The organism is Filimonas zeae, from assembly GCF_014641615.1.
Taxonomy (GTDB): domain Bacteria; phylum Bacteroidota; class Bacteroidia; order Chitinophagales; family Chitinophagaceae; genus Filimonas; species Filimonas zeae.
Genome location: NZ_BMIB01000001.1, coordinates 70700 through 95110 on the forward strand (window position 1 = coordinate 70700; position 24411 = coordinate 95110).

General features: G+C 47.4%; 23 protein-coding genes. 10 read left to right on the plus strand and 13 right to left on the minus strand.

The window, feature by feature from the left end:
* Nucleotides 1-31: 31 nt before the first annotated feature.
* The 7 genes from IEY13_RS00295 to IEY13_RS00325 form a co-directional block, all read right to left on the minus strand.
* Nucleotides 32-265 (minus strand): helix-turn-helix domain-containing protein, encoded by a 234-nt coding sequence (locus tag IEY13_RS00295; RefSeq protein ID WP_188949532.1) that lies wholly within the window; start codon nt 263-265, stop codon nt 32-34.
* A 21-nt stretch (nt 266-286) separates the two neighbouring features.
* Entirely contained in the window at nt 287-1237 is a 951-nt protein-coding gene (locus IEY13_RS00300; RefSeq protein WP_188949534.1) for a DUF2975 domain-containing protein, read from the minus strand.
* Between the two features lie 123 nt (nt 1238-1360).
* Complete coding sequence (locus IEY13_RS00305) at nt 1361-2569, minus strand: DUF763 domain-containing protein (protein ID WP_188949536.1); 1209 nt, start codon at nt 2567-2569, stop codon at nt 1361-1363.
* A 24-nt stretch (nt 2570-2593) separates the two neighbouring features.
* Nucleotides 2594-2992, minus strand: coding sequence for a DUF1634 domain-containing protein (locus IEY13_RS00310; RefSeq protein WP_188949538.1), 399 nt, complete (start codon nt 2990-2992; stop codon nt 2594-2596).
* A 26-nt stretch (nt 2993-3018) separates the two neighbouring features.
* Nucleotides 3019-3852, minus strand: a complete 834-nt coding sequence (locus tag IEY13_RS00315) for a sulfite exporter TauE/SafE family protein (RefSeq protein WP_188949540.1) — start codon at nt 3850-3852, stop codon at nt 3019-3021.
* Nucleotides 3853-3858: 6 nt separating this feature from the next.
* Nucleotides 3859-4503 (minus strand): FadR/GntR family transcriptional regulator, encoded by a 645-nt coding sequence (locus IEY13_RS00320; RefSeq protein WP_188949542.1) that lies wholly within the window; start codon nt 4501-4503, stop codon nt 3859-3861.
* Between the two features lie 63 nt (nt 4504-4566).
* On the minus strand, nt 4567-5100 hold the full coding sequence (locus tag IEY13_RS00325; RefSeq protein WP_188949544.1) for a FecR domain-containing protein: 534 nt from the start codon (nt 5098-5100) through the stop codon (nt 4567-4569).
* A 116-nt stretch (nt 5101-5216) separates the two neighbouring features.
* On the opposite strand from IEY13_RS00325, the gene IEY13_RS00330 reads away from it, so the two are divergent.
* From IEY13_RS00330 to IEY13_RS00345, 4 genes are all read left to right on the plus strand, one after another.
* Complete coding sequence (locus tag IEY13_RS00330) at nt 5217-6500, plus strand: NAD(P)/FAD-dependent oxidoreductase (RefSeq protein ID WP_188949546.1); 1284 nt, start codon at nt 5217-5219, stop codon at nt 6498-6500.
* Between the two features lie 120 nt (nt 6501-6620).
* A complete protein-coding gene (locus tag IEY13_RS00335; RefSeq protein WP_188949548.1) occupies nt 6621-8183 on the plus strand; it encodes a S8 family peptidase in 1563 nt (520 codons plus the stop codon).
* A 187-nt stretch (nt 8184-8370) separates the two neighbouring features.
* Nucleotides 8371-9183, plus strand: a complete 813-nt coding sequence (locus IEY13_RS00340) for a polysaccharide deacetylase family protein (protein ID WP_188949550.1) — start codon at nt 8371-8373, stop codon at nt 9181-9183.
* A 7-nt stretch (nt 9184-9190) separates the two neighbouring features.
* Nucleotides 9191-9964: a glycosyltransferase family 2 protein gene (locus IEY13_RS00345; RefSeq protein ID WP_188949552.1), complete on the plus strand. Its 774-nt coding sequence runs from the start codon at nt 9191-9193 to the stop codon at nt 9962-9964.
* Here the strand turns inward: IEY13_RS00345 and IEY13_RS00350 are convergent.
* The 3 genes from IEY13_RS00350 to IEY13_RS00360 are packed head-to-tail and all read right to left on the minus strand — an operon-like array spanning nt 9945 to nt 12239.
* Nucleotides 9945-10709 carry a hypothetical protein gene (locus IEY13_RS00350; protein WP_188949554.1) on the minus strand — a complete coding sequence of 255 codons (765 nt, stop codon included), beginning with the start codon at nt 10707-10709 and terminating at the stop codon, nt 9945-9947. The genes IEY13_RS00345 and IEY13_RS00350 overlap by 20 nt on opposite strands.
* Nucleotides 10710-10763: 54 nt before the next feature.
* Complete coding sequence (locus IEY13_RS00355; protein WP_188949556.1) at nt 10764-11318, minus strand: hypothetical protein; 555 nt, start codon at nt 11316-11318, stop codon at nt 10764-10766.
* A 15-nt stretch (nt 11319-11333) separates the two neighbouring features.
* Nucleotides 11334-12239, minus strand: coding sequence for a helix-turn-helix domain-containing protein (locus IEY13_RS00360; protein WP_188949558.1), 906 nt, complete (start codon nt 12237-12239; stop codon nt 11334-11336).
* Nucleotides 12240-12345: 106 nt separating this feature from the next.
* Here IEY13_RS00360 and IEY13_RS00365 point away from each other — a divergent pair, with 106 nt between their 5' ends.
* Nucleotides 12346-12825, plus strand: a complete 480-nt coding sequence (locus tag IEY13_RS00365; protein WP_188949560.1) for a nuclear transport factor 2 family protein — start codon at nt 12346-12348, stop codon at nt 12823-12825.
* On the opposite strand, the gene IEY13_RS00370 is transcribed toward IEY13_RS00365, so the two are convergent.
* From IEY13_RS00370 to IEY13_RS00380, 3 genes are all read right to left on the minus strand, one after another.
* Nucleotides 12812-14719, minus strand: coding sequence for an AAA domain-containing protein (locus IEY13_RS00370; RefSeq protein WP_188949563.1), 1908 nt, complete (start codon nt 14717-14719; stop codon nt 12812-12814). The genes IEY13_RS00365 and IEY13_RS00370 overlap by 14 nt on opposite strands.
* A 24-nt stretch (nt 14720-14743) precedes the next feature.
* Nucleotides 14744-15628, minus strand: coding sequence for a class I SAM-dependent methyltransferase (locus IEY13_RS00375; protein ID WP_188949565.1), 885 nt, complete (start codon nt 15626-15628; stop codon nt 14744-14746).
* 89 nt (nt 15629-15717) lie between these two features.
* Nucleotides 15718-18105, minus strand: a complete 2388-nt coding sequence (locus IEY13_RS00380) for an ABC transporter permease (protein WP_188949568.1) — start codon at nt 18103-18105, stop codon at nt 15718-15720.
* Nucleotides 18106-18332: 227 nt separating this feature from the next.
* On the opposite strand from IEY13_RS00380, the gene IEY13_RS00385 reads away from it, so the two are divergent.
* From IEY13_RS00385 to IEY13_RS00405, 5 genes are all read left to right on the plus strand, one after another.
* A complete protein-coding gene (locus IEY13_RS00385; RefSeq protein ID WP_188949570.1) occupies nt 18333-18764 on the plus strand; it encodes a VOC family protein in 432 nt (143 codons plus the stop codon).
* A gap of 40 nt (nt 18765-18804) precedes the next feature.
* Nucleotides 18805-19065 carry a hypothetical protein gene (locus tag IEY13_RS00390; RefSeq protein ID WP_188949572.1) on the plus strand — a complete coding sequence of 87 codons (261 nt, stop codon included), beginning with the start codon at nt 18805-18807 and terminating at the stop codon, nt 19063-19065.
* A gap of 105 nt (nt 19066-19170) precedes the next feature.
* Entirely contained in the window at nt 19171-19758 is a 588-nt protein-coding gene (locus IEY13_RS00395) for an RNA polymerase sigma-70 factor (protein WP_188949574.1), read from the plus strand.
* 32 nt (nt 19759-19790) lie between these two features.
* Nucleotides 19791-20729 carry a FecR family protein gene (locus IEY13_RS00400; protein WP_188949576.1) on the plus strand — a complete coding sequence of 313 codons (939 nt, stop codon included), beginning with the start codon at nt 19791-19793 and terminating at the stop codon, nt 20727-20729.
* A 150-nt stretch (nt 20730-20879) separates the two neighbouring features.
* Nucleotides 20880-24410 carry a SusC/RagA family TonB-linked outer membrane protein gene (locus IEY13_RS00405; RefSeq protein WP_188949578.1) on the plus strand — a complete coding sequence of 1177 codons (3531 nt, stop codon included), beginning with the start codon at nt 20880-20882 and terminating at the stop codon, nt 24408-24410.
* Nucleotide 24411: the final 1 nt, after the last annotated feature.

Sequence of the window (24411 nt, forward strand, 5' to 3'; positions counted from 1 at the left end):
GCAGAAGGGCCGCTGGGAAATGTTATAAGGTTTATTTGTTCATCAGTTTTGCGTAGTCCTCATCGGTCATATATTCCAGAATTTCTCCCGGCTGGCATTCGAGTACCCGGCATATTTCTTCCAGCGTTGAAAAGCGGATGGCTTTGGCCCTTCCGCTTTTCAATATGCTCAGGTTGGCAAGGGTAATGTCTATTTTCTCACTCAGGTAGGTGAGGCTCATTTTCCTTTTTGCCAGCATTACATCCAGATTCACTACTATGGGCATTACGCTAAAGTAATTAAAGTTTTAAACGGTAAGGTCATGTTCCTGTTGCAGCTGAAGGCCTTTGTTAAAGGCCCTGAATAGAAGCCAGAATATAATAGCTGCAATGAACCACGTGGGTTCAATGCAGTCTGACAGATTTATGCTGAACCAGATTTTGGTAATATGGTAGTACCAGAGTCTAACCGGTGGGTTTATAAGAAGTGGAATGAGTGCGGATAAGAACATATACCATGCACAGAAAGCCAGCCGCATTTTATTTTCTTCTGTAAAAAATGCTCCCCGTGCAATGGAGAGGCAAAGTCGTATAAGGCAAATGACAGACCAAAGCAAACCACCGGATTGAAGGATTGCATAAACAATCATCAGTATCCAGCTGATGCAATATACTATTGTGCTTACCTTGAATTTAACGATCTGGCCATGGGCATCATAACGAAAGGGAACTTCTTTAATAAGCGGCCTCAGGTGCAGATTGCCAGCTATACGAATGGTGTCTTCATATTTAATATAATTTCTACCCTCCTTTCTGAAAAATACTGGTTTGGTACCAATTGGTGATTCCAGTTCTTTTTTGAAATAGTAGCTGCTTATTCCGAGATACCGGGTGGTATCTGCATAGCCAGAATCGTTTGCACGTCCCCAGCGGTCTTTGCAGCTGATGCAGTCTCTTATAGTATAAACTCCTATTCCTGCTGCTGAATAGCCTTCAGCAATGCCTTCGGTTATATGCCTGATATAATTGTCTGCGTTTCTGGCACTGTCTTTCAGGCGCACGTAAGTATGATACGGCAAACTGGTGGATAATGTATATATAAAAGCTGAGTCGGGATCGGGGTCTTGTATATACCCTTCGCTATGTACAAGACTTGTATTGGTTACTCTGGTAAAGAACAGGGATGTTATAATAAAGAACAATACCAGTGCAACGAGTGTAATAACTATGATGTCTGCTATCCGGTCTGGTTTTCTCATTTGGGTAGAGTTGTTTCCTCAAAACTATAATAAATTATCGAAAAACAATAAATAATAGTTGTTTTGTTGCTGGATGAAACTTATTTGTCGTTTACTGGTGTGGCGGAGTAATACAGCAGAACTTTAGAAAAGCGGCAGCTGCGTAGCGCCTTTGGGAGGCTCTTCTTTGCCGAAAACGGTGCGGCCCTGGTATTTCCACGAATCTTTTCTTTCTTTTTCAATCAGTTCGTCAAAGCGGGTATGGTCGGGTACAAAGTCCTGTTCGTGCTGGCGGGCTATTTCGCTGAGGCTGCGGATGGCGTGTTGTTTATCGCTCTGGCCAATTTTAGCTTTTTGTACGGCGGTTTGGAGTATGTTGATGGTATCGTCGTATACGGTTTGTGGTACGGGGAAGGGATGACCGTCTTTGCCGCCGTGGGCAAAGGAAAAGCGGGCGGGATCTTTGAAGCGCGAGGGTGTGCCGTATATAACCTCGCTTACCAGTGCCAGTGATTGCAGGGTGCGGGGGCCTACACCCTCCAGTAGTAAAAGCTCTTCAAAGTCGGTGGGGCGTTTTTCGTGCGCCAGCCATAGTACGCTGCCGAGGCGTTTAAGGTCTACGTCTTTGGCTTTTACCTCGTGGTGGCCGGGTAACAGCAGGCGGCGGGTTTCGATGATGAGGTTTTCGGGGGGTTCGTCTGCCATTTGCAGCATGGTCTGGCGGGCAGGGGCGGCCTGATGATCGGTCATGTTGAGGATGATGCCTGCATTACCGCCACAGATAGCGGTGTGGGGTTCATCGGTGAAAGAGGTGATAGCGGGGGAGTGCCAGTGGTACCGGCGGGCGCTGCTGCCATTGGTTTCCATGCCCTGCTGTACCACGGCCCACTGGCCTTCATCGCTAACAATAAAGCTGTGGAGGTATAGCTGAAAACCATCCTGTATGGCAGTATTGTCTACCTTGGCACTGAGGCGGCTGCAGCGTGCCAGGTAGTGGCCATCCAGACCTGTTTTTTCGCCTATGGCCAGTAGTTCGGCCGGGGTTTGGCGGGAGTGTTTGCCTTTGCCGCCGCAGATGTAAATGCCCAGTTCTTTAGAGAGGGGATTGACAGATTTTTTGAGGGCGCCCATTACAGAGGTGGTGATGCCGGAGGAATGCCAGTCCATACCCATTACGGCTCCGAGGCTTTGAAACCAGAAGGGATCGCTTAAACGGCGTAGTACCTCTGCCTTACCAAATTCGGTAATAATGGCTTCGGTAATAGCCAGTCCCAGCCGGGCCATGCGTTCTGCCAGCCAGGGTGGCACTGCTCCGTAATGCAGGGGTAGGTCTGCCGTTCCTGATCGCTTCATGCTAACAAAGTTAGCGTAAAAGCTTTATACCTTCAGACCGCCGAACATGCTGGTCATAATTACGCCCAGTACTATAAGGGTGATGACTACATACAGCTTGTCTTTTTCCAGTATAAAGGATACCAGGGATAACACAATACGCAGGATAGGTGTGGCTATAAGAATAGCTACACCCAGCTGAATAATTTCGGTGGCGCTGCCGGTGCCGAGGCCTTTGATAATACCGGGAAGGCTGGTGTAGGAGGCATCTTCGCCGTGGAAGGTTGTGTAATCGGGTATGGTTTGCATGCCGTGGTGCAGCAGGTACATGATACCACCTATAAGGGCAACTGCGCAGGAGAGGATGACGCCAATGCGCAGGGTCTGCCCTATAAATACTTCTATATTTCTATCGTTGATAATGGCTTTGTTGTTTGCTTTCATCTTTAATTTCTTTACAGGGTGCATGGTTAAAATTTGTGCTGCAGGCCGTTGTAGATCATCTGTAAGGCGATGATGGTGATGGCTATGCTGAAGATGAGGCGGAGTTTCTTAGGATTGATGCGCATGAGCAGGCGTGTGCCGGTAAGGGCGCCTGCCAGTACACCAATGATTACCGGCATAGCAATACCGGGATCGATATATCCTCTTTGCAGGTATACTACGGCGCTGGCAGCTGCGGTAACACCTACCATAAAGTTGCTGGTGGTGGTGCTTACGCGGAAGGGAATGCGCATGGCGGTATCCATGGCCAGCACTTTCAAAGCGCCGGAGCCTATGCCCAGCAGACCGGATAGAACGCCGGCCAAAGTCATGATAGAAAAGCCGCCGCCTACGTTTTTGAGTTTATAATGTATCACCCCGTCTTTAGTGGGGTAGCTGCCGTTAAGTTTCAGTTTTTCGGCCAGGGGGCTGCCTTCCATATCGGCATGTTCATTCTTTTTACGGAGCGTCATAGCGGCGGAGAAGATCAGTGTGGCACCGAAGAGAATGGCTACGAAGTTAACCGGCGTGTATACCGCAATGAGCGCACCGCATACGGCGCCGATGGTGGTAGCAATTTCCAGAAACATACCTACGCGTATATTGGTAATGCCTTCTTTTACATAGGCACTGGCAGAGCCGGAGGAAGTAGCGATGGAGGATACCAGCGCAGCGCCGATGGCATAACGCATATCAATATGAAAAACGAGGGTGAGCAGTGGTATTACCACTACGCCACCGCCGAGGCCTGTTAAAGAGCCAACAAGGCCTGCCATGTAAGCACCAGCCAGTAAAATGAGGGTAAACGTAAGAATAAGCATCTGGTATTAATTATTGTTTGCTAAAATCTGTTGTAGGGTGGCTGCGGCTTTATCGGGCTTGCCGTTTTTAACGGCGGTGAAGAGGGCTTCGTGAAGTTGGTGGCTCTGGGCAAAATGGTGTACGGTGCCAGCGTCGCGTTTATCAAAGAAGTCACGGATTACCACGGTAAAGTTTTTATAGAGGTCGGCCAGTACGGAGTTGCCGGAAGCGGTAGCGAGTGCCAGGTGAAAGCCTATATCGGCATCGGTACATTCTTTTATCTGCTCCTGCTCAATGGCTTTGCGGCGTTTATCCAGCCAGTGGGCTATGGCGTCTATATCATCCGGTGTTTTATGGGTGGCGGCCAGGCGCACAATTTCTACTTCCAGCAGGGTACGTACGCTGTTGATTTCTGTGGCATCGGCGCGTCGGAGGCGTTCGTGCAGGGTTTCGCGTTTGGGTTTGTCGCTTACATAAGTACCATCGCCCTGTTTTACGCGTACTATGCCAGACATGGCCAGTGTTTTTACCGCTTCGCGTATGGTGGAGCGGCCTACATTGTATTGTGCCATCAATTCCGGCTCGGCTGGTATTTTATCACCCGTTTTATATTTTCCCTTTGCTATGTCGCGTTGTATAGCGGCAATGACTTTGTCTGATAGCTTCGCCATAACATCTCCGTTTAAACGTCTGATGTTTCAAAGGTAGGAAATAGTACGGGAAAGGGTATCCGCTTATTTCAGGGCTGCACGCCAGGCGGCCAGATCGGTAGCGTCGAACTTCTCTTTTTCCATCAGATCAATGGTTTTGTTAATCATTACCATCTGGTTATTTCGGAGGGTATCCTGCTCGTTAAAGGGCGATTCGTAGTTCTTATCTACCAGAATATGGCCGTTGATAACCTGTACTTCTTCGCCATCTTCCTTAGCAAAAGCAATTACGCGGAAGGCAGCTTTGCCGTTAACGGTCAATTTTAACAGACGGGTGCGGATGATGAGAGGGGTGCTGTTATCCGGTACATCCATAAACAGATCGCCATCTATTTCCAGTTCCCGTTTTTGGGGATATGCGTCCGCGGTTGTAATGCGGGTGTCTTTCTGCAGCCACACGCTGGAGCTATCGTTGAGCGTTATGTTTTTAACAGGGCGTGGTATTTTGCCTTTGTACGCAAATCCGGGCTGTGAGCAGCTGGTGAACATGCCTGCGGCTATGGTTATCAATACTGCGGGAAAAGCGATTAGTCTGGTGGTTGGTTGGTATAGTGCCATGCTGCAAACTACGGATGTTTGTGCCAACGGGAAAGCGGGAAGGTGTTTTTTTATGGCAGGGGAATTGCTGGCATACAGCATTATCCATCATTTTAGTCCGTTTAACAGGATACCTTATGAAAGTAGTTATTGTCGGGGGCGGCTTTGCCGGTATTAATCTGGCCAAACAGCTGGCAGGGAACAGCGCTATTGAGGTGGTGCTGGTAGATAAAAATAATTATCATTTTTTTCCTCCGCTGATTTATCAGGTGGCTACTTCTTTTATTGAGGCTTCTAATATCAGTTATCCTTTCCGTAAAATGTTTCAGTATAAAAAGAACCTGCGTTTTCATTACGGGGCGTTACTGAACATTGTGGCTTCGGAAAACAGAATTGAAACTACCACGGGTGATGTGCCTTATGACCGGCTGGTGCTGGCGCTGGGTACGCAAACCAATTATTTTGGTATGCAGAATGTGCAGCAGTATGCTTTGCCGATGAAAACGATTAATGATGCGCTGGATTTGCGCAACCATATATTACAGGTGATGGAGAAGGCGGCGCTGGAGCATGACCCTGTGGAGCGGGAGAAGCTGCTGAATATAGTAATTGCCGGTGGCGGGCCTACGGGTGTGGAACTGGCGGGTATGCTGGCCTATATGGGAAAGAATATTGTGAAGAAGGATTACCCTGATGTGCCGGATGCGAGCCGGGCCAATATTTACCTGGTGGATATGCTGCCGGTACTGCTGGGGCCTATGAGCAAAAAATCGCAAACGGAGGCTTATGAAGTGCTGATGGGGATGGGGGTAAAGGTGAAGCTGAACCAGAGTGTAAAGGATTATGTGGATGGTGCGGTGGTGTTTGGCGATGGTAGCACTATACCTACGCATTCGCTGATATGGACTTCTGGCGTAATTGCCTGTGAGGCGCCGGGGCTGCCCAGGGAAAGTGCAGGACGCGGCAGACGGTTACAGGTAGATGCTTTTAATAAGGTGGTGGGTGTAGAGCATGTGTATGCGATAGGGGATATGTGTTTGCAAACCACGGATGCAGGTTTTCCCAACGGGCATCCGCAGCTGGCGCAGGTGGCGATACAGCAGGGAAAGCTGCTGGCGAAAAACCTGCAGCGGGAGTTGCGGCACGCGCCTATGCAGCCGTTTTTGTATAAGGATAAGGGCAGTATGGCTATTATATCTAAGAACAATGCGGTGGTGGATTTGCCTAAGAATGTGTTTATGCGTGGCTTTTTTGCCTGGCTTACCTGGTTGTTTATTCATATTTTACCTATTGCGGGTTTCCGGAATAAGCTGAAGCTGTTTAATAACTGGATTGTTTCTTTCATTAGTAACGACCCCAACCTGCGGTTGATTATACGGCCTAAAAACGACTGGGCGGCAAAGGGGGAGGGGAATGGATAGCAGTAGCGTTCGTTAAATTTTGCTGTAAATCAGTTATCTGTTAAAAATACCGGCATATTTGTGGAATGATGCGCTGCGGCGCATCTTTTATTTGCATCATTAGAAAAGAGTATAGAGATAATGAAAAAATGGAACGCAGTGCTTGCTTTGTGTGGTACGCTTGCTTTAGCCCATGCCCAAAAGCCTAACTGGCATAACCTGGATCTGCAACGTGATTCTGTGTTTGGCATCAGTACAGAAAAAGCCTATAATGAATTACTGAAGAACAAAAAGAGCACACCGGTAGTGGTGGCGGTAATTGACAGCGGTATTGATACGGCGCATGAAGACCTGCGGAGCGTGCTGTGGGTTAACCCGAAAGAAAAAGCGGGTAACCAGAAAGACGACGATAAGAACCGCTATACAGACGATATTAACGGATGGAGCTTTATTGGCTCTGAAAAAGGGAATGTGCAATATGATAACCTGGAACTGACGCGTATACTGCGCAAGCAGATGGCGCGTTTTGGTTCGCTGAGCAGTTTGCCGGAAGATACCACGGGTTTGTATGCGTTTCAGCAACTGAAATCGGAATACGACCGTGAGCTGGCGAAGGCTAAAATGCAGCTGATGGGTATGACGCAGTTTGCAGCTGCGCTGGACAGCGTGGTGGTGCATGCCAATAAAGGCCGTTTAACCCTGGAAGATCTGAAAGGGTATAAGGCAGCGAACGGACAGGAGCGCCATGTGAAGACGATTCTGATGAAAGAATTGCAGCGTTACCCGGATGCGGTTACGTTTAAGGAGAAGGAGATTGACGGCGGTGTGGAGCATTTTAAAGATATGGTTGAGTATCAGCTGAACCTGGAGTACGATCCGCGTGCGGTGGTGGGTGATGATTATAATAATGTAAAGGAGCGTTATTACGGCAGTAATGATGTTACCGGGCCGGATGCCGACCATGGTACCCACGTAGCGGGCATTATAGGTGCTGTGCGTAATAACGGTTTAGGTATAGAGGGCGTTGCGGATAACGTGCAGATTATGGTGGTGCGTGCGGTGCCTAACGGCGATGAGCGCGATAAGGATATTGCCAATGCTATCCGTTACGCAGTGGATAAGGGTGCAAAGGTTATTAATATGAGTTTTGGTAAACCTTATTCGCCTGATAAGAAGGTGGTAGATGAGGCTGTGAAATATGCTTTGAAGAAAGATGTGCTGCTGATACATGCGGCGGGTAATGAGGGGTTGAATATTGATGACAGCGCTAATATTTTTTACCCCCGCCGCCAGTATGAGAAGAAGGGGGAAGCGAATGCCTGGATTGAGGTAGGTGCTTCCGGTTATAAAGATGATGAAACGCTGGTAGCTTCTTTTTCTAACTATGGAAAAAACACTGTGGATGTGTTTGCGCCTGGTGTTTCTATCTATTCTTCTGTTCCAGGTTCAAAATATACTTACCATGATGGTACCAGTATGGCTAGCCCGGTAGTAGCTGGTTTGGCTGCGCTGATCCGTTCTTACTATCCTAAGCTGAGTGCGATGGAAGTAAAAGATATTATTCTGCAATCTGCTGTTAAGGTTACGCACCCTGTTATGGTGGCTGATGGTGGTGCACCACATGCTGTGCAGCTGTCTGATATATGCCGCACCGGCGCGGTGGTAAATGCGTATGCTGCTTTACAGCTGGCTGCGCAGAAGTAAATAGTATTACCATGTTATTTGTGCCGCATCTGCCTTTTTGGGGGCAGGTGCGGCATTTTTATTTCCGGTGATTTTACTGCTTTGGGCAGGTGGTTACGTGTTTAAAGAGATGTAAGCGTATTTTAATCGTTTTCAATGTATTAGCTTCCTATTTTTGCTATCTGATCCGTACTTAACATTCTTACAATTGGAAAACTTATTTCCGGTATTGATGTATCATGCCGTTACCCTGGAAAACCATGAAGCCTGCGGGCATGTGCACGTGCCTTACGGGGCATTTGCTGCACAGCTGCAATGGCTTTATGAGAATGGCTACGAAACCATAACAGTTTCGGAAATTGGCGATCCCCGTCAATCTGAGGCTAAAAAGGTGGTGCTTACTTTTGACGATGGGTATTATTCCCTTTACCACCTGGTAACGCCTTTATTAAAGCGGTATCGTTTTTCTGCTACTTTATTTCTTACTACTTACCCTGTGGGTGCAGCAAGCTATGATGTACTGCCTGCACTGGAAAAGGAATTTCCGGAAGGCGACCGGCCGCTTACGTGGCAGGAGCTGGAGGAGATGGAGCATTCCTGCTGGGATATACAGGCGCATGGTCATCAGCATCTGGTACATAATACGCTGGGCTTACATGCTTTGACGGCGGAGATAGAGAAGAGTAAAACTGTTATAGAGCGTCATCTGAATAAAGCGGTACGTTTTTACGCCTTTCCCTATGGGCGGTATAATCATCCGTGTTTGCGTATTACACGGGAACTGGGATTTGTTAAAGTATTTACGGTACAGCCAGCACTGGCCAGGTTTTCTTCAAACAGGTTCCGTATGCCGCGTATAGAGGTTAACCGGTATGTAACAATGGAGCAGTTTGCGCATAAGGTATGTACGGGATTTGGTAGCCGGGGGGAGCAGCTGCGCTGGTTTGTTTTGCAGTTTGTTTACAGGAATGTGAAGTGGAAAGACAGGATTAGAGCGATATACAGGAAAATAAGAAAATAGCTGATTGATGGATTTGTTGAAAGATGTAACCTTATTGATAACACACTATAACCGTAGCACCTCGCTGGAGCGGCTTTTATTAAGCGTGCAAAAGCTGGATATGGGTTTTGGAGAAGTGATAGTATCGGACGATGCGAGTGATGCGCCGCATTTGCAGCATTTGCAGGAACTACGGGCAGTATATGGGTTCAGGATTATAACTGCTGACAGGAATGGCGGGCTGGGTGCCAATATAAACAAGGGGCAGCGCGCCGTTGGTACGCCTTATATTTTATATGTGCAGGAGGATTTTGAAATTACGCCTCTGTTTAAAAAGACGATGCCGGAAGCGCTGGCATTACTGGAAGCGGATAAGGGGCTGGACCTGGTTCGTTTTTTCGCCCATTTCCGTTATCCTTATCTGAAGCCGTACGGTGGTGATTTTGAGGAAGTATCTATACCCGCGCTGGCGTGGGATTACAATAAGATTTATAGTTACGCGGATACGCCCCATTTAAAGCGGGCTGGTTTTGAAAAGAAGTTTGGTGCTTACCGGGAGGATTTGAAGGCTGACCGGATGGAGTACCGTATGTGCATATCCTTTATGGTAAATAAAGGGCGCTGTGTTATTACGAAGCACTATGCTTCGCTGTTTATACACGAGAACCTTGTATCGGAACCCAGCACTGCCATACGGCCACCCCGCCAACGAAGTAAAGAGTTTATTATACAGATTATCCGTTTCTGTTACCGCCAGTTAAAATATAACTGGGATTTGCTGGTTACTCCGCGGAGGCGTTAAGCTGTATTGTAACCTGCACTTGTTTGTTATTGGCGCGTTCCCATCTTATAACTGCGGGCTCTTCTTTAATGCGGGTGATTAATTCATTAAAGAGCCAGGTTACAAAGTTGTCCATGGTAAATATGCCGGGTACCAGCATGATTTCTATTTCGCCGGAGAAAGTGCTATCAGTTTCTTTCAGTATTTCGCGGGCGTATATTTTCAACTCGTTGGCAAGCATGCTGGGGTTGGTGTGGCCTGCGGTAATAACCTTGCGGGTACTTCCATTTTCGTTTTCTGCGGTAAGGCCTGACATATAAGGTGCACGCGGTTCTGCTATTGTACGTGCTGCTACGGGCACAGGCATTGGGATATTATCCAGGAGGGCAGGTCTGCCCAATCTGGCAAACGGTTGCCCCGATTCCAGCGGTATAAAGCGATGGCCTACCAGCAGGCCGTTGGGCATTGCATGGTCGAATGCTTTTACCAGCATGGCATCGTGTTTTCTTTCATCTCCGCCGTTTACCTGCCCTTCCATGTAAATTACCACCTGCTCAAAATCGGTATCTGCTTTGCGCAGAAAGTCATCTATAAAAGTATTCGGGTCTTGTGTTGCGGCTGGTATTTGCCGGATGATATGCCCGCTTTTGAATACCAATATTTCGGGCATGATGCTGCCGGTAATATTGTGGCGGGAAAAAAGCGCCCTGTCTATACCTGTAAATACTGCTGCTTCCAGCTGTTTGTTGCCGCTGAATATGTCCATGTGTACTGGTTTATGGGGGATGACGGCGGCAATTTATACAAATACCCCGATATGCTAACCGGGGTGTTTTACGGGAAGCGGAGATATTTTGAGTGCATAGTGAATAAGCTCCATTACGTAATTCCGCAGCAGATCAAACTTGTATATATAATCGGAATGTACTTCGCCCAGCATTTTAGTGTAGATGCGACTTATATAAGCATCCTGCGTATCGCTGAGGCGAAAGGATGATTTACCGTGCTGCAAAAACATGGGCAGCTGGTTAATGTTCTGTTTCATTTTTTCGCTGAGGAAGGGTACGCGGAAGAAACAACAGAAGCCGCTGGTATTGTTGCTGAGCGGTTGAAAGGTATAGGGCATCTGCGGGTTGGAGAACAACAGCAGGGTGTCTGATATATCTATGCTTTTACCGGTAAAGTGGTAGCGGTTATGCCCGCGCAGCAGACTTATTTTGTGGAACTGACCTGCTTCTACTGCTGCCGGATTGCACTTGCCGTAATCTATTTCTTCTGCCCGGCATAGGTTAAAGTTACCCCAGTTGCCGGGCTGGTTTTCGTTGAGCCCGTTAGATGACAGATAAAAATCGTCGGGCATATCACATATAGCCATAACACACAGTTTACATTATATTGCCCGGAAGGCGGATGGGGTTAAGGCTACATGTTTCTTAAAGAAATTGTTGAAATGCGCAGGCTCTTCAAAGCCCAGGCAGTAGCTTATTTCGGATATGTTCCAGTTGGTATGGCGCAGCAATGCTTTTGCTTCGCTGGCCAGCCTTTCCACAATGTGGGCGGTGGTGGTTTTTCCGGTAGTTTCTTTGATGGCGCGGTTAAGGTGGTTTACGTGTACGGCCAGCTCTTTGGCAAAGTCGTTGGCAGAGCGTAAGGTAAACCGCTGCTCGGGCGACTCAATAGGAAACTGACGTTCCAGCAATTCTGTAAACACCGAGGTAATGCGCGACTTGGCATCGGGGTGCTGGTAGATGGTGCCTGCGGGTTCCATTTTAAGTGCATAGTGAATGATTTCTGTTACATAATTCCGCAACAGATCGTACTTATACACGTAATCGGAATTGATTTCGGCTACCATTTTCTCAAATATTTCCGCAATCTGTTTATCGCGTGCATCATCGAGTACATAAGCGGGTTTACCTCCGGGGGTAAACATAGGAAAGTCGCTTACGCTACCTCTTATTTTCTCGGTAAAGAAAGCTTCTTTGAATATGCAGAAGTAGCCGGTATCGTTGGGTTGCATGCACTGTATGGTGTAGGGTACATGCGGATTAAAGAACAGCAGTGTGCTGCCGGATATTTCCAGACTTTTATCGGCGTAGTGAATAATGTTGTGGCCGCGGCTGAGGCTTATTTTATAAAATGCCCTGCGGCTGTATTTTACCGGCGCAGCGTTGGGGCGAATGATGTCCTGCATCCGGAAAACGTTGAAATGTCCGATATCCTGTTGCAGGTTGTCGGGCATCCAGTCGAGCTTTTTCCGGTAAAAATCTTCGAGTGTTTCGGTTTTGTTGTCCATTGCTGTACGGTTAATAGTAGTGATGTGTTGCAAATTTAAAACGGATTAAATGCTTTATCTTACGTGAATCAAACCGAAACTTGCGAAATTCAAACAATTTAAAGCTATGTCTGCTACTGTTTATTTCCGACTGCTGATTTTCAATCTGTTACTGATTGTGGGTGTGGGGGCGGGTTATGGTCAAACGGCCACAGATTCGGTAAAAGCGACTATTGATGGCTTGTTCACCGCTATGTTGCAAAGCGATAGTGCTGGTGTTATGAATAGTTTTGCGCCGGAGGCGGTATTGCAGACTATTGTGGAGAAGCAGGGGAATGTACGTGTGCAGACGGAAAAAGCCGAGGATTTTGCAAGGGCTGTGAAGGGGTTTGCGAAGGAGGCCTGTGATGAGCGTATTGTGTATGATGTGGTGCGGATAGATGGAGACCTGGCTATTGCGTGGACGCCTTACCGTTTTTATTATAAAAAGGAGTTTCACCATTGCGGTGTAAACTCCTTTCAGCTGGTGCGGTTGAATGGCCGCTGGAAAATTCAGTATATTATTGATACCCGGCGTAAAACCGGTTGTGAGGCTATACATCCATAAACTCCCATGCGCTGAGGTATGCGTTCTTTTCTTCGGCATACGCAATAAAATTGCCATAGAAGGGGAACTGTGACAGGGTGCCGCTATCGCCAATGATTACTAACTTTTTGCGGGCGCGGGTCATGGCTACGTTCATACGGCGTACATCGGACAGGAAACCGATTTTGTTTTCGGTGTTGCTGCGCGTCATGCTGATGTATACCATATCTCTTTCCTGCCCCTGGAAGCTATCGATGGTATTAATGGTGATGGCGTTGCTGTATGGCGTTAATTGCGGGCTGTGTTCCAGCTGTTCTTTCAGTAACTGTACCTGTTGTTTGTAGGGTGAGATAACTGCTATGGATGGGAAGTTATCTGGCTGATAACGGGTACTCAGTTCTGTAATGGTTTTTGTTAAGTGTTTGAACAGGAAGGCCGCTTCTTCGGGATTGGTGGTGCTGGTGCCTTCTGTTTTTTCATCAAAGCCGCAGCCGGCGGTATCTATAAAAGCCAGTGCTGTGTCTTCCTCATGCAGCAGGTGGGCAGCTACGGACTGGTGTGCCTGTAACCTGCTTTCGTAAAACACTTTTGAAGAGTAGCCCATAATATGTTCGTGCATGCGGTATTGCTGCTGTAGCAGGCTTACTGCTTCGGGGTGTATTTGTACGCATTTTTCCAGCAGGGTGGTGCTGAGACCGTTTTTTGCGGCTTCTGCTGATTTAATGGTGGGGGGCAGCTGGCAATGATCGCCCGCCAGTACTACTTTCTTTGCTTTTAGTATAGGTATCCAGCAGGCGGGTTCCAGCGCCTGGCCTGCTTCGTCAATTACTACGGTATGGTATTTCAGATGCCTTACGGTGTAGTGGTTGGCGCCTACCAGGGTAGCTGTGATTACCTGTGCTTTGGTTAACAGGTCGCTGACGATGTATTGCTCTGTATTTTCTACCGACTTCATAATATTGCGTGCTTCATCAAACAGGGCTTTACGCTGGTCGCGCTCTGCTTTGCCAAAGTTGCGTTTGTATTTGTGCGCCATATCTCTGAATTCAGAGGCCTGCTTTTTCAGCTTTTTAATCTCCTTCATGCTGTTGTGGGCCGTCATTTTACTATCCAGCGTAAGGCTCATGAGGCTGTCGGATACTTTGGCGGGGTTGCCCACACGTAGTACGTTGAGGCCTTCATCGGAGAGTTTTTCGGTAAGCAGGTCTACGGCGGTATTGCTGGGCGCTACTACCAGTATCTGCTTATGATCCTGTTTAATAAGCGCTTTAATGGCCTGTACCAGGGTGGTGGTTTTACCGGTGCCGGGAGGGCCGTGTACAATAGCCAGTTCGTTGGCCGCCCTTATTTTATCTACCGCAGCCTGCTGTGAGGGGTTGAGGCCGGGTATGGTGTAGTTGTGAATATGGGTATCAAAAGTGGGCTGTTTTTCGCCGGTGAGTATTTTAATCAGTCTGCCTTCTTCGGTCTTTTCCTGCAGGGTGGAGGCCAGTTTGAGGGCGTTGGTCATTTCATCGTAGCTGTTATCATCAAACAGCAGGTCTATGCCCAGTTTGCCATCGCGGCTCCATTCCGGCAGCTCATCGGTTCGCAGGGTTATTTTGAGAATGTTGCGGCTTTGGTAAGATATGGTACCTTCTATACGATCGTTTTTAGGATCGTGGTTAGAGAACAGCACAGCGGAAGCGCCGAAGCGCAGCTGGTGTGCCACGTCCTGATGTGTGGTGCGTTCCACTTCTACGGTAAGATAATCGCCACGGCTCATTTCCGAGCCGCGGATGGCTATGGGGTACCAGCTGAGGCCGTTGGCTCTGCGTTCGTTTACAGAGGTGGATTCTGTTAATGCCTGATAAGCTTTTCTGTCTTCTTCACGTTCTGTTTTCAGCAGCTCCAGCTGCTGTTTAAAATAATCCATGTGGCAAAGGTAACACTTACCTCGTCATGCCGTTTTTAGTCGCCAGGTGGTTTGCAGGCGGCCTGCTTTCTGTAGTTTATGCAGCTGGCCTTGTGTGGCGTGCTGTAGTAACCGGGGCAGGGCGCTCAGTTCTGAGGCGTCTATCCGTGCCTCTTTGTCAATTGTAAATCCCTGCTGGTTAAAAAACTCTTCTGCTTCTTCAAAGCTGTTGAACATTTTTTCGGTAATGCGGTGTGCATCAAAAAAAGCGTTGAGTGGGTCTTCTGCGGGGCGGGGGCTGCTGCTATATTTGTTTTTGATATATATGTCGGCGGTAATCCAGTAGCCTCCGGAGTGGCTGAGAATCTGGTGTATAGTGTTGCAAAGGCGTTTTTTCTCATTCTGATCCAGATACATGAGCAGGCCTTCGTTTACAATGGTAATTGGCCCGGATGGAAAACGGGCGGTGGTATTGTATACTTCCTCTGTATCCAATGCGTTGAGGGGCAGCAGTTCCAATTGGCTGCCTGCTGCGGGGGCTGCTGGTTGCAGGTTTTGTATAAAGGATTGTTTAAGTTCTATAACGCCTGGCAGATCGGTATCTATGTAATGTATGTTGGGGTGCTGCATAGCTTCCAGTCCTCTTAAAGAAAAGCCGGAACTGAGTTCCAGAATGTTATTTACGGGTAGCTCCCACAGCAGCTGGTTAATACTCCGGTATCTTTTTTCGAAATGTACCACACGTGCCCAGTAGGAGAAGTGCTCTGGTGCGTGCAGCTGAAACCAGTTGTCTGATGCTGACAGCAGTGCAGCTGCTTCCCGGGCGTAGGGGATGGTGGTATGCGCCTTCATAAACAACAGGGCCCGTGCGGAGGGGCTGATGGTGCTGTAATCTCTGGGCGTGGTATGGATGGTGCTGTTTGTTTGCATAAGGAAGAATATGAGTGATAAGTTAGTTTTTTGATATAAAAAAAGCAGGCCATGGGCCTGCTTTTCAGGGGACATATCCTGTTGGTATGTTATTCTGTTTTTAAGCTTTTTACGGGGTTGGCCATAGCGGCTTTTACGGATTGAATGCTTACGGTAATGAGTGTAAGCAGTAAGGCTATGGCCCCTGCCAGGAAGAATATCCACCAGGAGAGGCTGGTGCGGTACTGGAAGTTATTAAGCCAGGTGTGCATGCCGTACCAGGCAATGGGTGTGGCAATTAACAACGCTATCAGTATCAGGAACATAAAATCGCGCGATAACAAATGCCATAGCTGAAATACCGAGGCACCCAGTACCTTTCGCACGCCAATTTCACGTATGCGTTGTTCGGCCATAAAGGCGGCCATGCCAAACAGGCCCAGGCAACTGATAAAAATGGCCAGCAGGGCAAAGAAGCCGGCCAGCTTTCCTATACGTTCTTCGCTGCCAAATTTGCTGGCGAAGTCCTCATCAGCATACGTGTAGTTGAAGGGCATGGAGGGGGCGTATTTTTTTAATATTTGTTCCGTGATGGCCAGGGCCTGCCTTACCGGCATGTTGTTGTTGAGGCGCAGGTTCATAAAATAACCTGGCTGGCTGCCAATGGCGAATATGGTTTGTTTTACCGGATCGTAAGGCGATTGCATTACAATATTGCGGGCTACACCTATGATGCTGAGGGTTCTATCGCCCCAACGAATGGTTTTGCCGGTTATGGGAGCAGGTAAGTGCATGTAAGCTGCCGCAGCTTCATTGATAATGACGGCATTAGAATCGGTAGGCATTTCCAGCGAGAAGTCGCGGCCCTCTTTAAACTGCCAGCCTACGGTTTTACCGTAATCGTGCGAAACCCTTACCACGCCAATGTCGGCGGTGAAACCCGGCGGTTTGCCTTCCCATTCAATACCACTTGTATTGCTGTGCAGGCTGGTAACAGGGCTGTTGGCAGTGGATATGTAGGAAATGGCGCCGCTTTTTTGTAATTCGTTAGACAGTGCCTGCATGTGCGGCATAAGATCGTTACTGGCCATAGAAAACGTAACCAGTCCGGCGCGTGTATACCCGATGGGTCTGTTTTTAGCGTATTGAATTTGACGGAATACAATAATGGTTCCGGTAATAAGAATAACGGAAACTGTAAACTGTAGCACTACCAGTACTTTACGTGGCATGGCTGCATAGCGGCCGGCTTTGAATACCCCTTTTAATATTTTTACAGGTTGAAAGGAGGAGAGGTATAATGCCGGGTAGCTGCCTGCTATTAAGCCTGTAACTATAGCTGTTGCCAACAGCGCCAGCCAGAATACAGGCAGGCCCCATGGTAAGTGGATTTGTTTATCTGCTACCTGATTAAAGGCTGGTAGTGTTAGCACGACCAATGCTACTGCCAGCAGGGTAGCAAATGCAGTAATCAATAATGATTCTATTAAAAATTGTGCTACCAGCTGACCGCGTTGCGAGCCCACTGCTTTGCGTATACCAATTTCTTTACTGCGTTTTTCGCTGCGGGCGGTACTGAGGTTCATGAAATTGATACAGGCCAATAGCAATACAAATACACCTATAATGGTAAACAGCCATACTGTTTGTATGCGGCCACCGGTATTTATTCCTTCTTTAAAGTTGCTGTACAGGTGCCATTTATCCATACCGTGCAGAAAAATAAGTGGTTTGAATGCTTTTTCATCTTCGGGAATGTTTTTGAGTTTGGCGTTCTGTATATGTGCAGATACTTTATTGATATCTGCATTGTCGGCTATTTGTGCAAACATCTGAAAGGAGTTGTTGCCCCATTCGTTCTGAGAGTTTTTTACCCAGGGTTCATCTATAAGATAAGCCTGCCAGGGGATAACCATATCTAACTGGCGGAAAGTAGTATTAAAGGGAAGGTCTTCGTAAATGCCGGTTATTTGCAGCAGTTGGTTGTTGTTCAGTTTCAGGGTTTCGCCCATTGCGTTTTGTTCTCCAAACAAGGCCTTTTTCAGTGACTGAGAAATGAGTATGGAGGAGGGATTGTTGAGGGATTGTCTGCTCCCCTGTATCATGTTCAGCGCCAGTATCTCTGGTCCCTGCTCTTCCATAAACAGCCCTTTGCGGGTGAGATGTTTATCGCCTTTACTGATAAGCAGATCGTTGAACCAGGAGGAAAGTGCGAGATATTTAAAATTCTGGCCGTAGCCTTTCATCAGCTCGTTTTTCAGGGGTATTGGAATGGCGGGGGAGGTTTGGGTAATGCCACCAAAGGTTTGATGTTGCATCACCTGCGCCACGCGGCTATGGTTGGAGTGGGATTGGTTATACGTTAATTCATCCCATGCCCAGAGGCCTATGAGCAGTGCCACAGCCAGGCCTATAGCCAGGCCGGATATGTTAAGTATAGAAGGAACTTTATTTTTTACCAGATTGCGCCAGGCTACACTGAGATAATTTTTAAACATGTGCATACGGTTTAACAGCTGGTGAGAAGTAATCAAAAATATGCCAATGCGGTTTTATTTTGATTTTCAGTTGGTTGTGCTGTTTTGGGGTGGTGCAGGTGTACGGTTTTGCAACAGCTTTTGTACGATTTTACCGTTTGTCTTAAATAGCCCTGCATGTTGTCGGATTTGCCCAGGGAGGATGCGGCAGCAAGTTGGTAAGTTTGTATTCACCAAATCAACACACAATGGCATCGATCAATCCGTATTTAAATTTTCCCGGTAATACCGAGGAGGCGTTTAATTTTTATAAGTCTGTATTCGGCGGTGAATTCATTACCCTGCAGCGTTTTGGCAAAATGCCGGGCTGTGACGGTGGCGAGGTTTCTGCTGCTGACCAGGAAAAGATTATGCATATAGCGCTGCCTATAGGTGGCAACGTGCTGATGGGTACAGATGCACTGGAATCGATGGGACAGCAACTGGCAGATGGCAATAACTTTTCGATATCTGTAAATGCAGATAGCGAAGCGGAAGCAGATAAACTGTTTGCTGCATTGTCAGCAGGTGGTAGTATTCAGATGCCTTTGGAGAAAGCTTTCTGGGGCGCTTATTTTGGTGCGCTGAAAGACAAGTTTGGTATACAGTGGATGATTAATTACGATTACGGGCAGAAGTAGGTTGTTTGCCGGATTATCTGATTTAGCAAAGGGGCTGTTGATGACAGCTCCTTTGCTTTTATGGGCTGTTGATGTAGGAGAGAGGCTGGTTCGCGTGAAGCGGGATGACAGAATAGCATCAGTAGCCGTGCCGGGACTTTGTACAGGTGTAGGCCGTATGCAGCCGATGATTGCTGCAAGGCAGATGTATCAGGCTTACCGGGAGATTATGCTGGAGGAAAAGATGCAGTTTAAAAACTTTGCGGAGGCGCAGAAGTATCACTGGAACATTAATCCGCAGGGTATGATATGGACACACTAAACTAACGGCTGTTGTATGCAAAGAAGCTTAGTAACTGCAAGACTCAGGAGTGAAAATTGCATCTACGGATTTTTTTATAAGTTTACAGCAAAGTGAGAAGATACTGTGTCCCCCGTTTCCAATGATCCTTTTCCGTTATCTGATGCGGATATTCATGAGCAACTCTTTCATAATTTGTTTCGTGAATATGAGCAAAAACTCTATGTGTTCGTAGTAAGGGTGCTGCGTTCCGAAGAGTTGGCGCGTGATATTATACAGGATGTGTTTCTGAAGCTGTGGACCATGCGCGATCAGCTGCCTCATATGGAAAATGTGAACGGGTATGTATACCGGATGGCAGAAAACCGGGTATACGATTATTTACGGGCTGCTGCCACACAGGAGCGTGCGCGTAAGGAATTGTGGAACCGCCTGCAGGGAGCAGAGGGCGAGCCTACCGACAGCCGGGTGGAAGGCCGGGAGTATGCGGAAGTAATACAACGTGCTATAAACCAGTTGCCTCCACAGCGCAAGCTGATTTATCTGATGAACCGCCAGGAGGGCATGAAGTACAAGGAAATTGCCAGTGAGCTTAATATTTCGCCTCATACGGTGCGTAACCAATTGTCTGAAGCTTTTCAGCAGGTAGGTAGTTATGTACGCAGTCATTTTACCTCTTTGTTTTATTTTCTGCTTTTTTTTCTTCCGGGGTAGTACATTTTTTTCCGGCGTCCGTTACATAGGATATGCCAGCAAGAATTGAAGTTTTATTCAAAAAGTTTATTGCCGGAAACTGCAGCCAGAACGAATATGAGGAACTGATGGATTACTTACAATCTAATCAGGACGAAGCGCTGGTGCGTTCCATGTTACAGCAGGTGTACGAGACCGGGGAGGTTACTCCTGTAAAAGCGATGCCAGGCAGGGTATGGTTACGGCGCAGTGTGGCAGCGGCAGCAGTTATAGCAGCTTTGCTGGCGGGCATATGGCTGTTGCGTGGTGTACACAAGGATACTGCTACGGGAGGGATTGCCCAGGCCGGAGTAAAAGCGGCCACCCGTAATGCGGAACAGAAATATATACTATTGCCTGATAGTACTGAGGTATGGGTGAATGCGGCGAGTACACTGGAATTTCCTGAACAGTTTGATAAAAAAGTGCGCGAGGTATACCTGAAAGGGGAAGCATTTTTTGATGTGAAAAATGCAGACCGCATTCCTTTTATTGTACATACGGGAGATGTAAGTACCCGCGTACTGGGCACTTCTTTTAATATTAAAGCGTATCCGGGGCAGCGGGATGTGGTAGTAGCGGTGAAGCGCGGTAAGGTGCAGGTGGTGAAGAAGGATGCTATTATGGCTACTTTAGAGATGGGGCAGCGCGTACAGATAGGACTTGATGCGGGTATTAGTGTGCCTGCAATAATAAAGACCACCAAAGAAGAGGATGTGGCGGTATGGACAACGGGTAAGCTGGTGTATGACGACCTGCCTTTGCAAATGATACTGGAAGATATACAGCGTACTTATAATGTTAGCATTCGTTTGCAGAACGTGAAACTGGAAAACGAGCGGGTGCGTACTGCTTTATCCCGATCGGACGGGCCTACCAGAGCACTGGAGAACATTTGTGAACTGCTGGGGGCCAGACTAACGCTGAAGGATGGTATTTATGTGATTGAATAACTATAAATAAAACTAACACTGCATGGAGAAAACAAAACTACTACTGATTACCTGACAAAGCTTTGCGCAACAAAAAACCGTTGAAGGCGGCAACCAACAACGGCGTAATGTTATTAACCCCTTTCAAGAATTAATAAACTAAGTAAAGCTATGTATTTATTGGCTTCCGGCAAAAGGCCGGAGTGGCATTCTATGCCATTATCACAACCTGATTGTACCCAAAGGAGTTGGTTTATGCGTATTTCCTTATCGTCACTGGCGCTGGTGCTTTGCTTTCTGTCGTTTGCACGGGAAGGTAATGGCCAGAGTATGGACCAGAAAATTACAGTAAGCTTCCGCAATACGCCGTTAAAGCAGGCGATTTTGCAGCTGGAAGCGCTTACGGGCTTTGGTTTTACTTACCGTAGTTCGGATATTGAAGGCAAGGAGCTGGTGAATTACAGTGTAACCAATGCACCATTTTCTACCGTGCTGTATGCTATGTTAAAGGCCAGGAGTCTGACGTTTGTAGAGAAGGATGGTACTATCCTTATTAAAAAAGCGTTGACAGGTATGGCTGATGAAAAGGTGGTGATTACGTCCGTTGCCTGGACACCTATTGATACTACGGTAAAGGGCTATTATGTATTGAAAGGCCGCGTAGTATCAACCGAAAGAGAAGAGCCTATTGCCAATGCAACTGTTGCTGTAACCCAATCCGGCTACGGTACTGTAACAGATGCAGATGGTTATTTTAGTTTACGTATACCTGCCGGAGTTAAATTAATATCATTCAGCCATGTTAACTATAACGGGGTGGGGTTAGCCCCCAACGAACGGAATATGCTGGTGCGGCTTACGCCCCATACACAAATGATGAGTGCTACGGTTACTACGGGCCTCTTTAAAAGACCAAAAGAAAACTTTACCGGTTCTGCCACCACCATCAGCGGCGATCAGCTGAAACAGGTGAATATGGTAAACCCTTTACAGGCGTTGAAAGTATTTGACCCCTCTGTGCGCATTCCTGATAATGTGCAGTTTGGAAGTGATCCTAACCGGTTGCCGAATATTACGCTGCGGGGTACCAATAGTTTCCCGCAGGTAACTACGGCTACCAATGGTGCTTCCGGCGCTGATTTTATGGCCAACTATGGCACTAACCCTAACCAGCCACTGTTTATTCTGGATGGTTTTGAGGTGAGTCTGCAGAAGATTTATGACCTGGATATTAACCGCATTGCCAATTTTACTATTCTGAAAGATGCGGCTGCTACCTCTGTATACGGTTCCAGAGCAGCAAATGGCGTTATTATAGTTGATACCAAACAGCCTGCACCTGGTAAGCTGCGTGTAAACTACAGTGGTATGATGCAGGTGGCTGCACCAGACCTGACGGTTTATAACCTGCTGAATGCACGGGAGAAATTGGAAGTAGAGCGCCTGGGAGGTTTGTACAATGAGTATGCTACGGGGCAGCGGCCTGACGGGGATGCTGTATTGCGGCAGACGTATGCGGGCAGGCTGAGTGCTATAGACAGGGGTGTAAACACGTACTGGCTGGCACAGCCGGTACGCACAGGTTTTGGCCAGCGGCATTCGGTGTATATAGATGGTGGTGATAACTATATCCGTTACGGGCTGGAGCTGGGATATAATAACAATGCGGGTGTAATGAAAAACAGTAACCGCAGAAATTATATGGTAGGGATGAATATCAGCTACCGTTACCGTGGTTTGTTATTTAAAAACGTGTTGTCGGTTGAGTATAATAAAGCTACGAATTCTAACTACGGCAACTTTAGCGAATACACCCGTTTAAACCCTTACTGGAGCCCTTACGATTCTACAGGCAAAATTGCCCGTATACTGGAAATAGTTCGTGATCCGCTGAACCCTACCGCAGGTTTTACTAATTATTTTAACCCTTTATACAATTCCACACTTAATACCATTAATACCAGCCAGTATACCAACCTGATTAACCAAACCAATCTGGAATGGAATATTGGCAGTGGTTTCCGGCTTACGGGCCGTATGGGTATTACCCGCCAGACAGACCAGAGCGATCTGTTTTTACCTGCACAACATACTTCGTTTGATACTGTTGCGGACTTTACCAGACGGGGAAGTTACAAACGTGGCAACGGTAGCTTTTTCTCTTACGATGGAAGTATGCAGCTGGACTATAGCAAGATTATTGGTCGTGGACAGTTGTATGCCACTGCAGGGGCAGGTATTGCGCAAACCAACAGTGATGCTACCACTTTGCAGGTGTTGGGCTTTCCCAATCAACGTCTGGATCAGCTGGTGTTTGGTAATGCTTATCCTGCTGATAGCCGCCCTTCCGGTAATAACACGGTTACGCGCCGGTTTTCCTCTTTTGTTAATGGCAGTTACAGTTATCTGGGGCGTTATCAGGCAGATGTAAGTATCAGCGCAGATGGCTCTTCTCAGTTTGGTACAGATAAGCGTGTGGCTCCTTTCTGGAGCGCGGGCCTTAGCTGGAACCTGCATAAGGAGGCGTTTGTAAAAGCAGCTGCTTTTGCAGATGTGCTGCGTTTGCGTGCTACGCTGGGTACTACCGGCAGCAACCGTTTTGAGCCTTTCCAGGGTATTACCAGCTATACCTATTACACCGATCAGAACTATCGCGGGCAGGTAGGTGCGGTACTGGCGGGATATGGTAATACCAACCTGCAATGGCAACAGACGCTGAAAAGGAATATAGGCGTAGATATGACTTTGTTTAAAAGCCGTATGAATATTCGTTTTGATATTTACAGGGAGAATACGAGTAGCCTGATACTGGATATAACCACGCCACCTTCTGTAGGGGTTAACAGTTATAAGGAAAACGTGGGTGAGCTGGAGAACAACGGCTATGAGTTTACCATGAACTACTTTGTTATTAAACAAGACCGGAAGCGTTTGTTCTGGAGTGTGTTTGCGAATGGGGCTCATAATGCTGACCGTATTAAAAGCATTTCCAATTCTCTGAAAAAACAGAATGAGGAGAATGATAAAAACTCCACCAATACAAGCAGTGCCGATTACAACAAGCAGGTTAGCCCGCAATATCGTTTTCAGGAAGGGCAGAGTGTAAACGCTATATGGGCGGTACCAAGCCTGGGTATTGACCCCAGTAACGGGCGTGAGGTTTTCAGAAAGCTGGATGGATCGCTTACGTACGACTGGAATGCAAGGGATAAGGTGATTACCGGTAATGAGATACCTGAACTACAGGGCAATTTTGGTACTAACCTGAGTTATAAGGGGTGGGCATTGGGTGTGTATTTCAGCTATCAGCTGGGGGCGAAGATGTATAACCAGACACTGGCCGACCGTGTGGAGAATGCAAACCTTACCTGGCAGGTAGACAGGCGTGTGCTGGAAGGCCGCTGGAAACAACCGGGTGATGTTACTTTTTATAAGGGGCTGGTGTTTGATAACGGCCGCGAAGTAACGGGTTCTACCTATGTTACCAGCCGCTTTGTACAAACTAACAATTTTGTAAACCTTACCAGCGTATCTCTTTCTTATCAGGTACCTGATAAATTAACCAAAATGCTGCGTTTGCAGAATACGCGCTTTACCCTACTGGCCAACGATGTAAAACGCTGGTCGTCTATTACAGTGGAACGTGGGCTGGATTATCCGTTTGCGAGAAACTTTACCCTTAACCTGAGTACTTCTTTTTAAT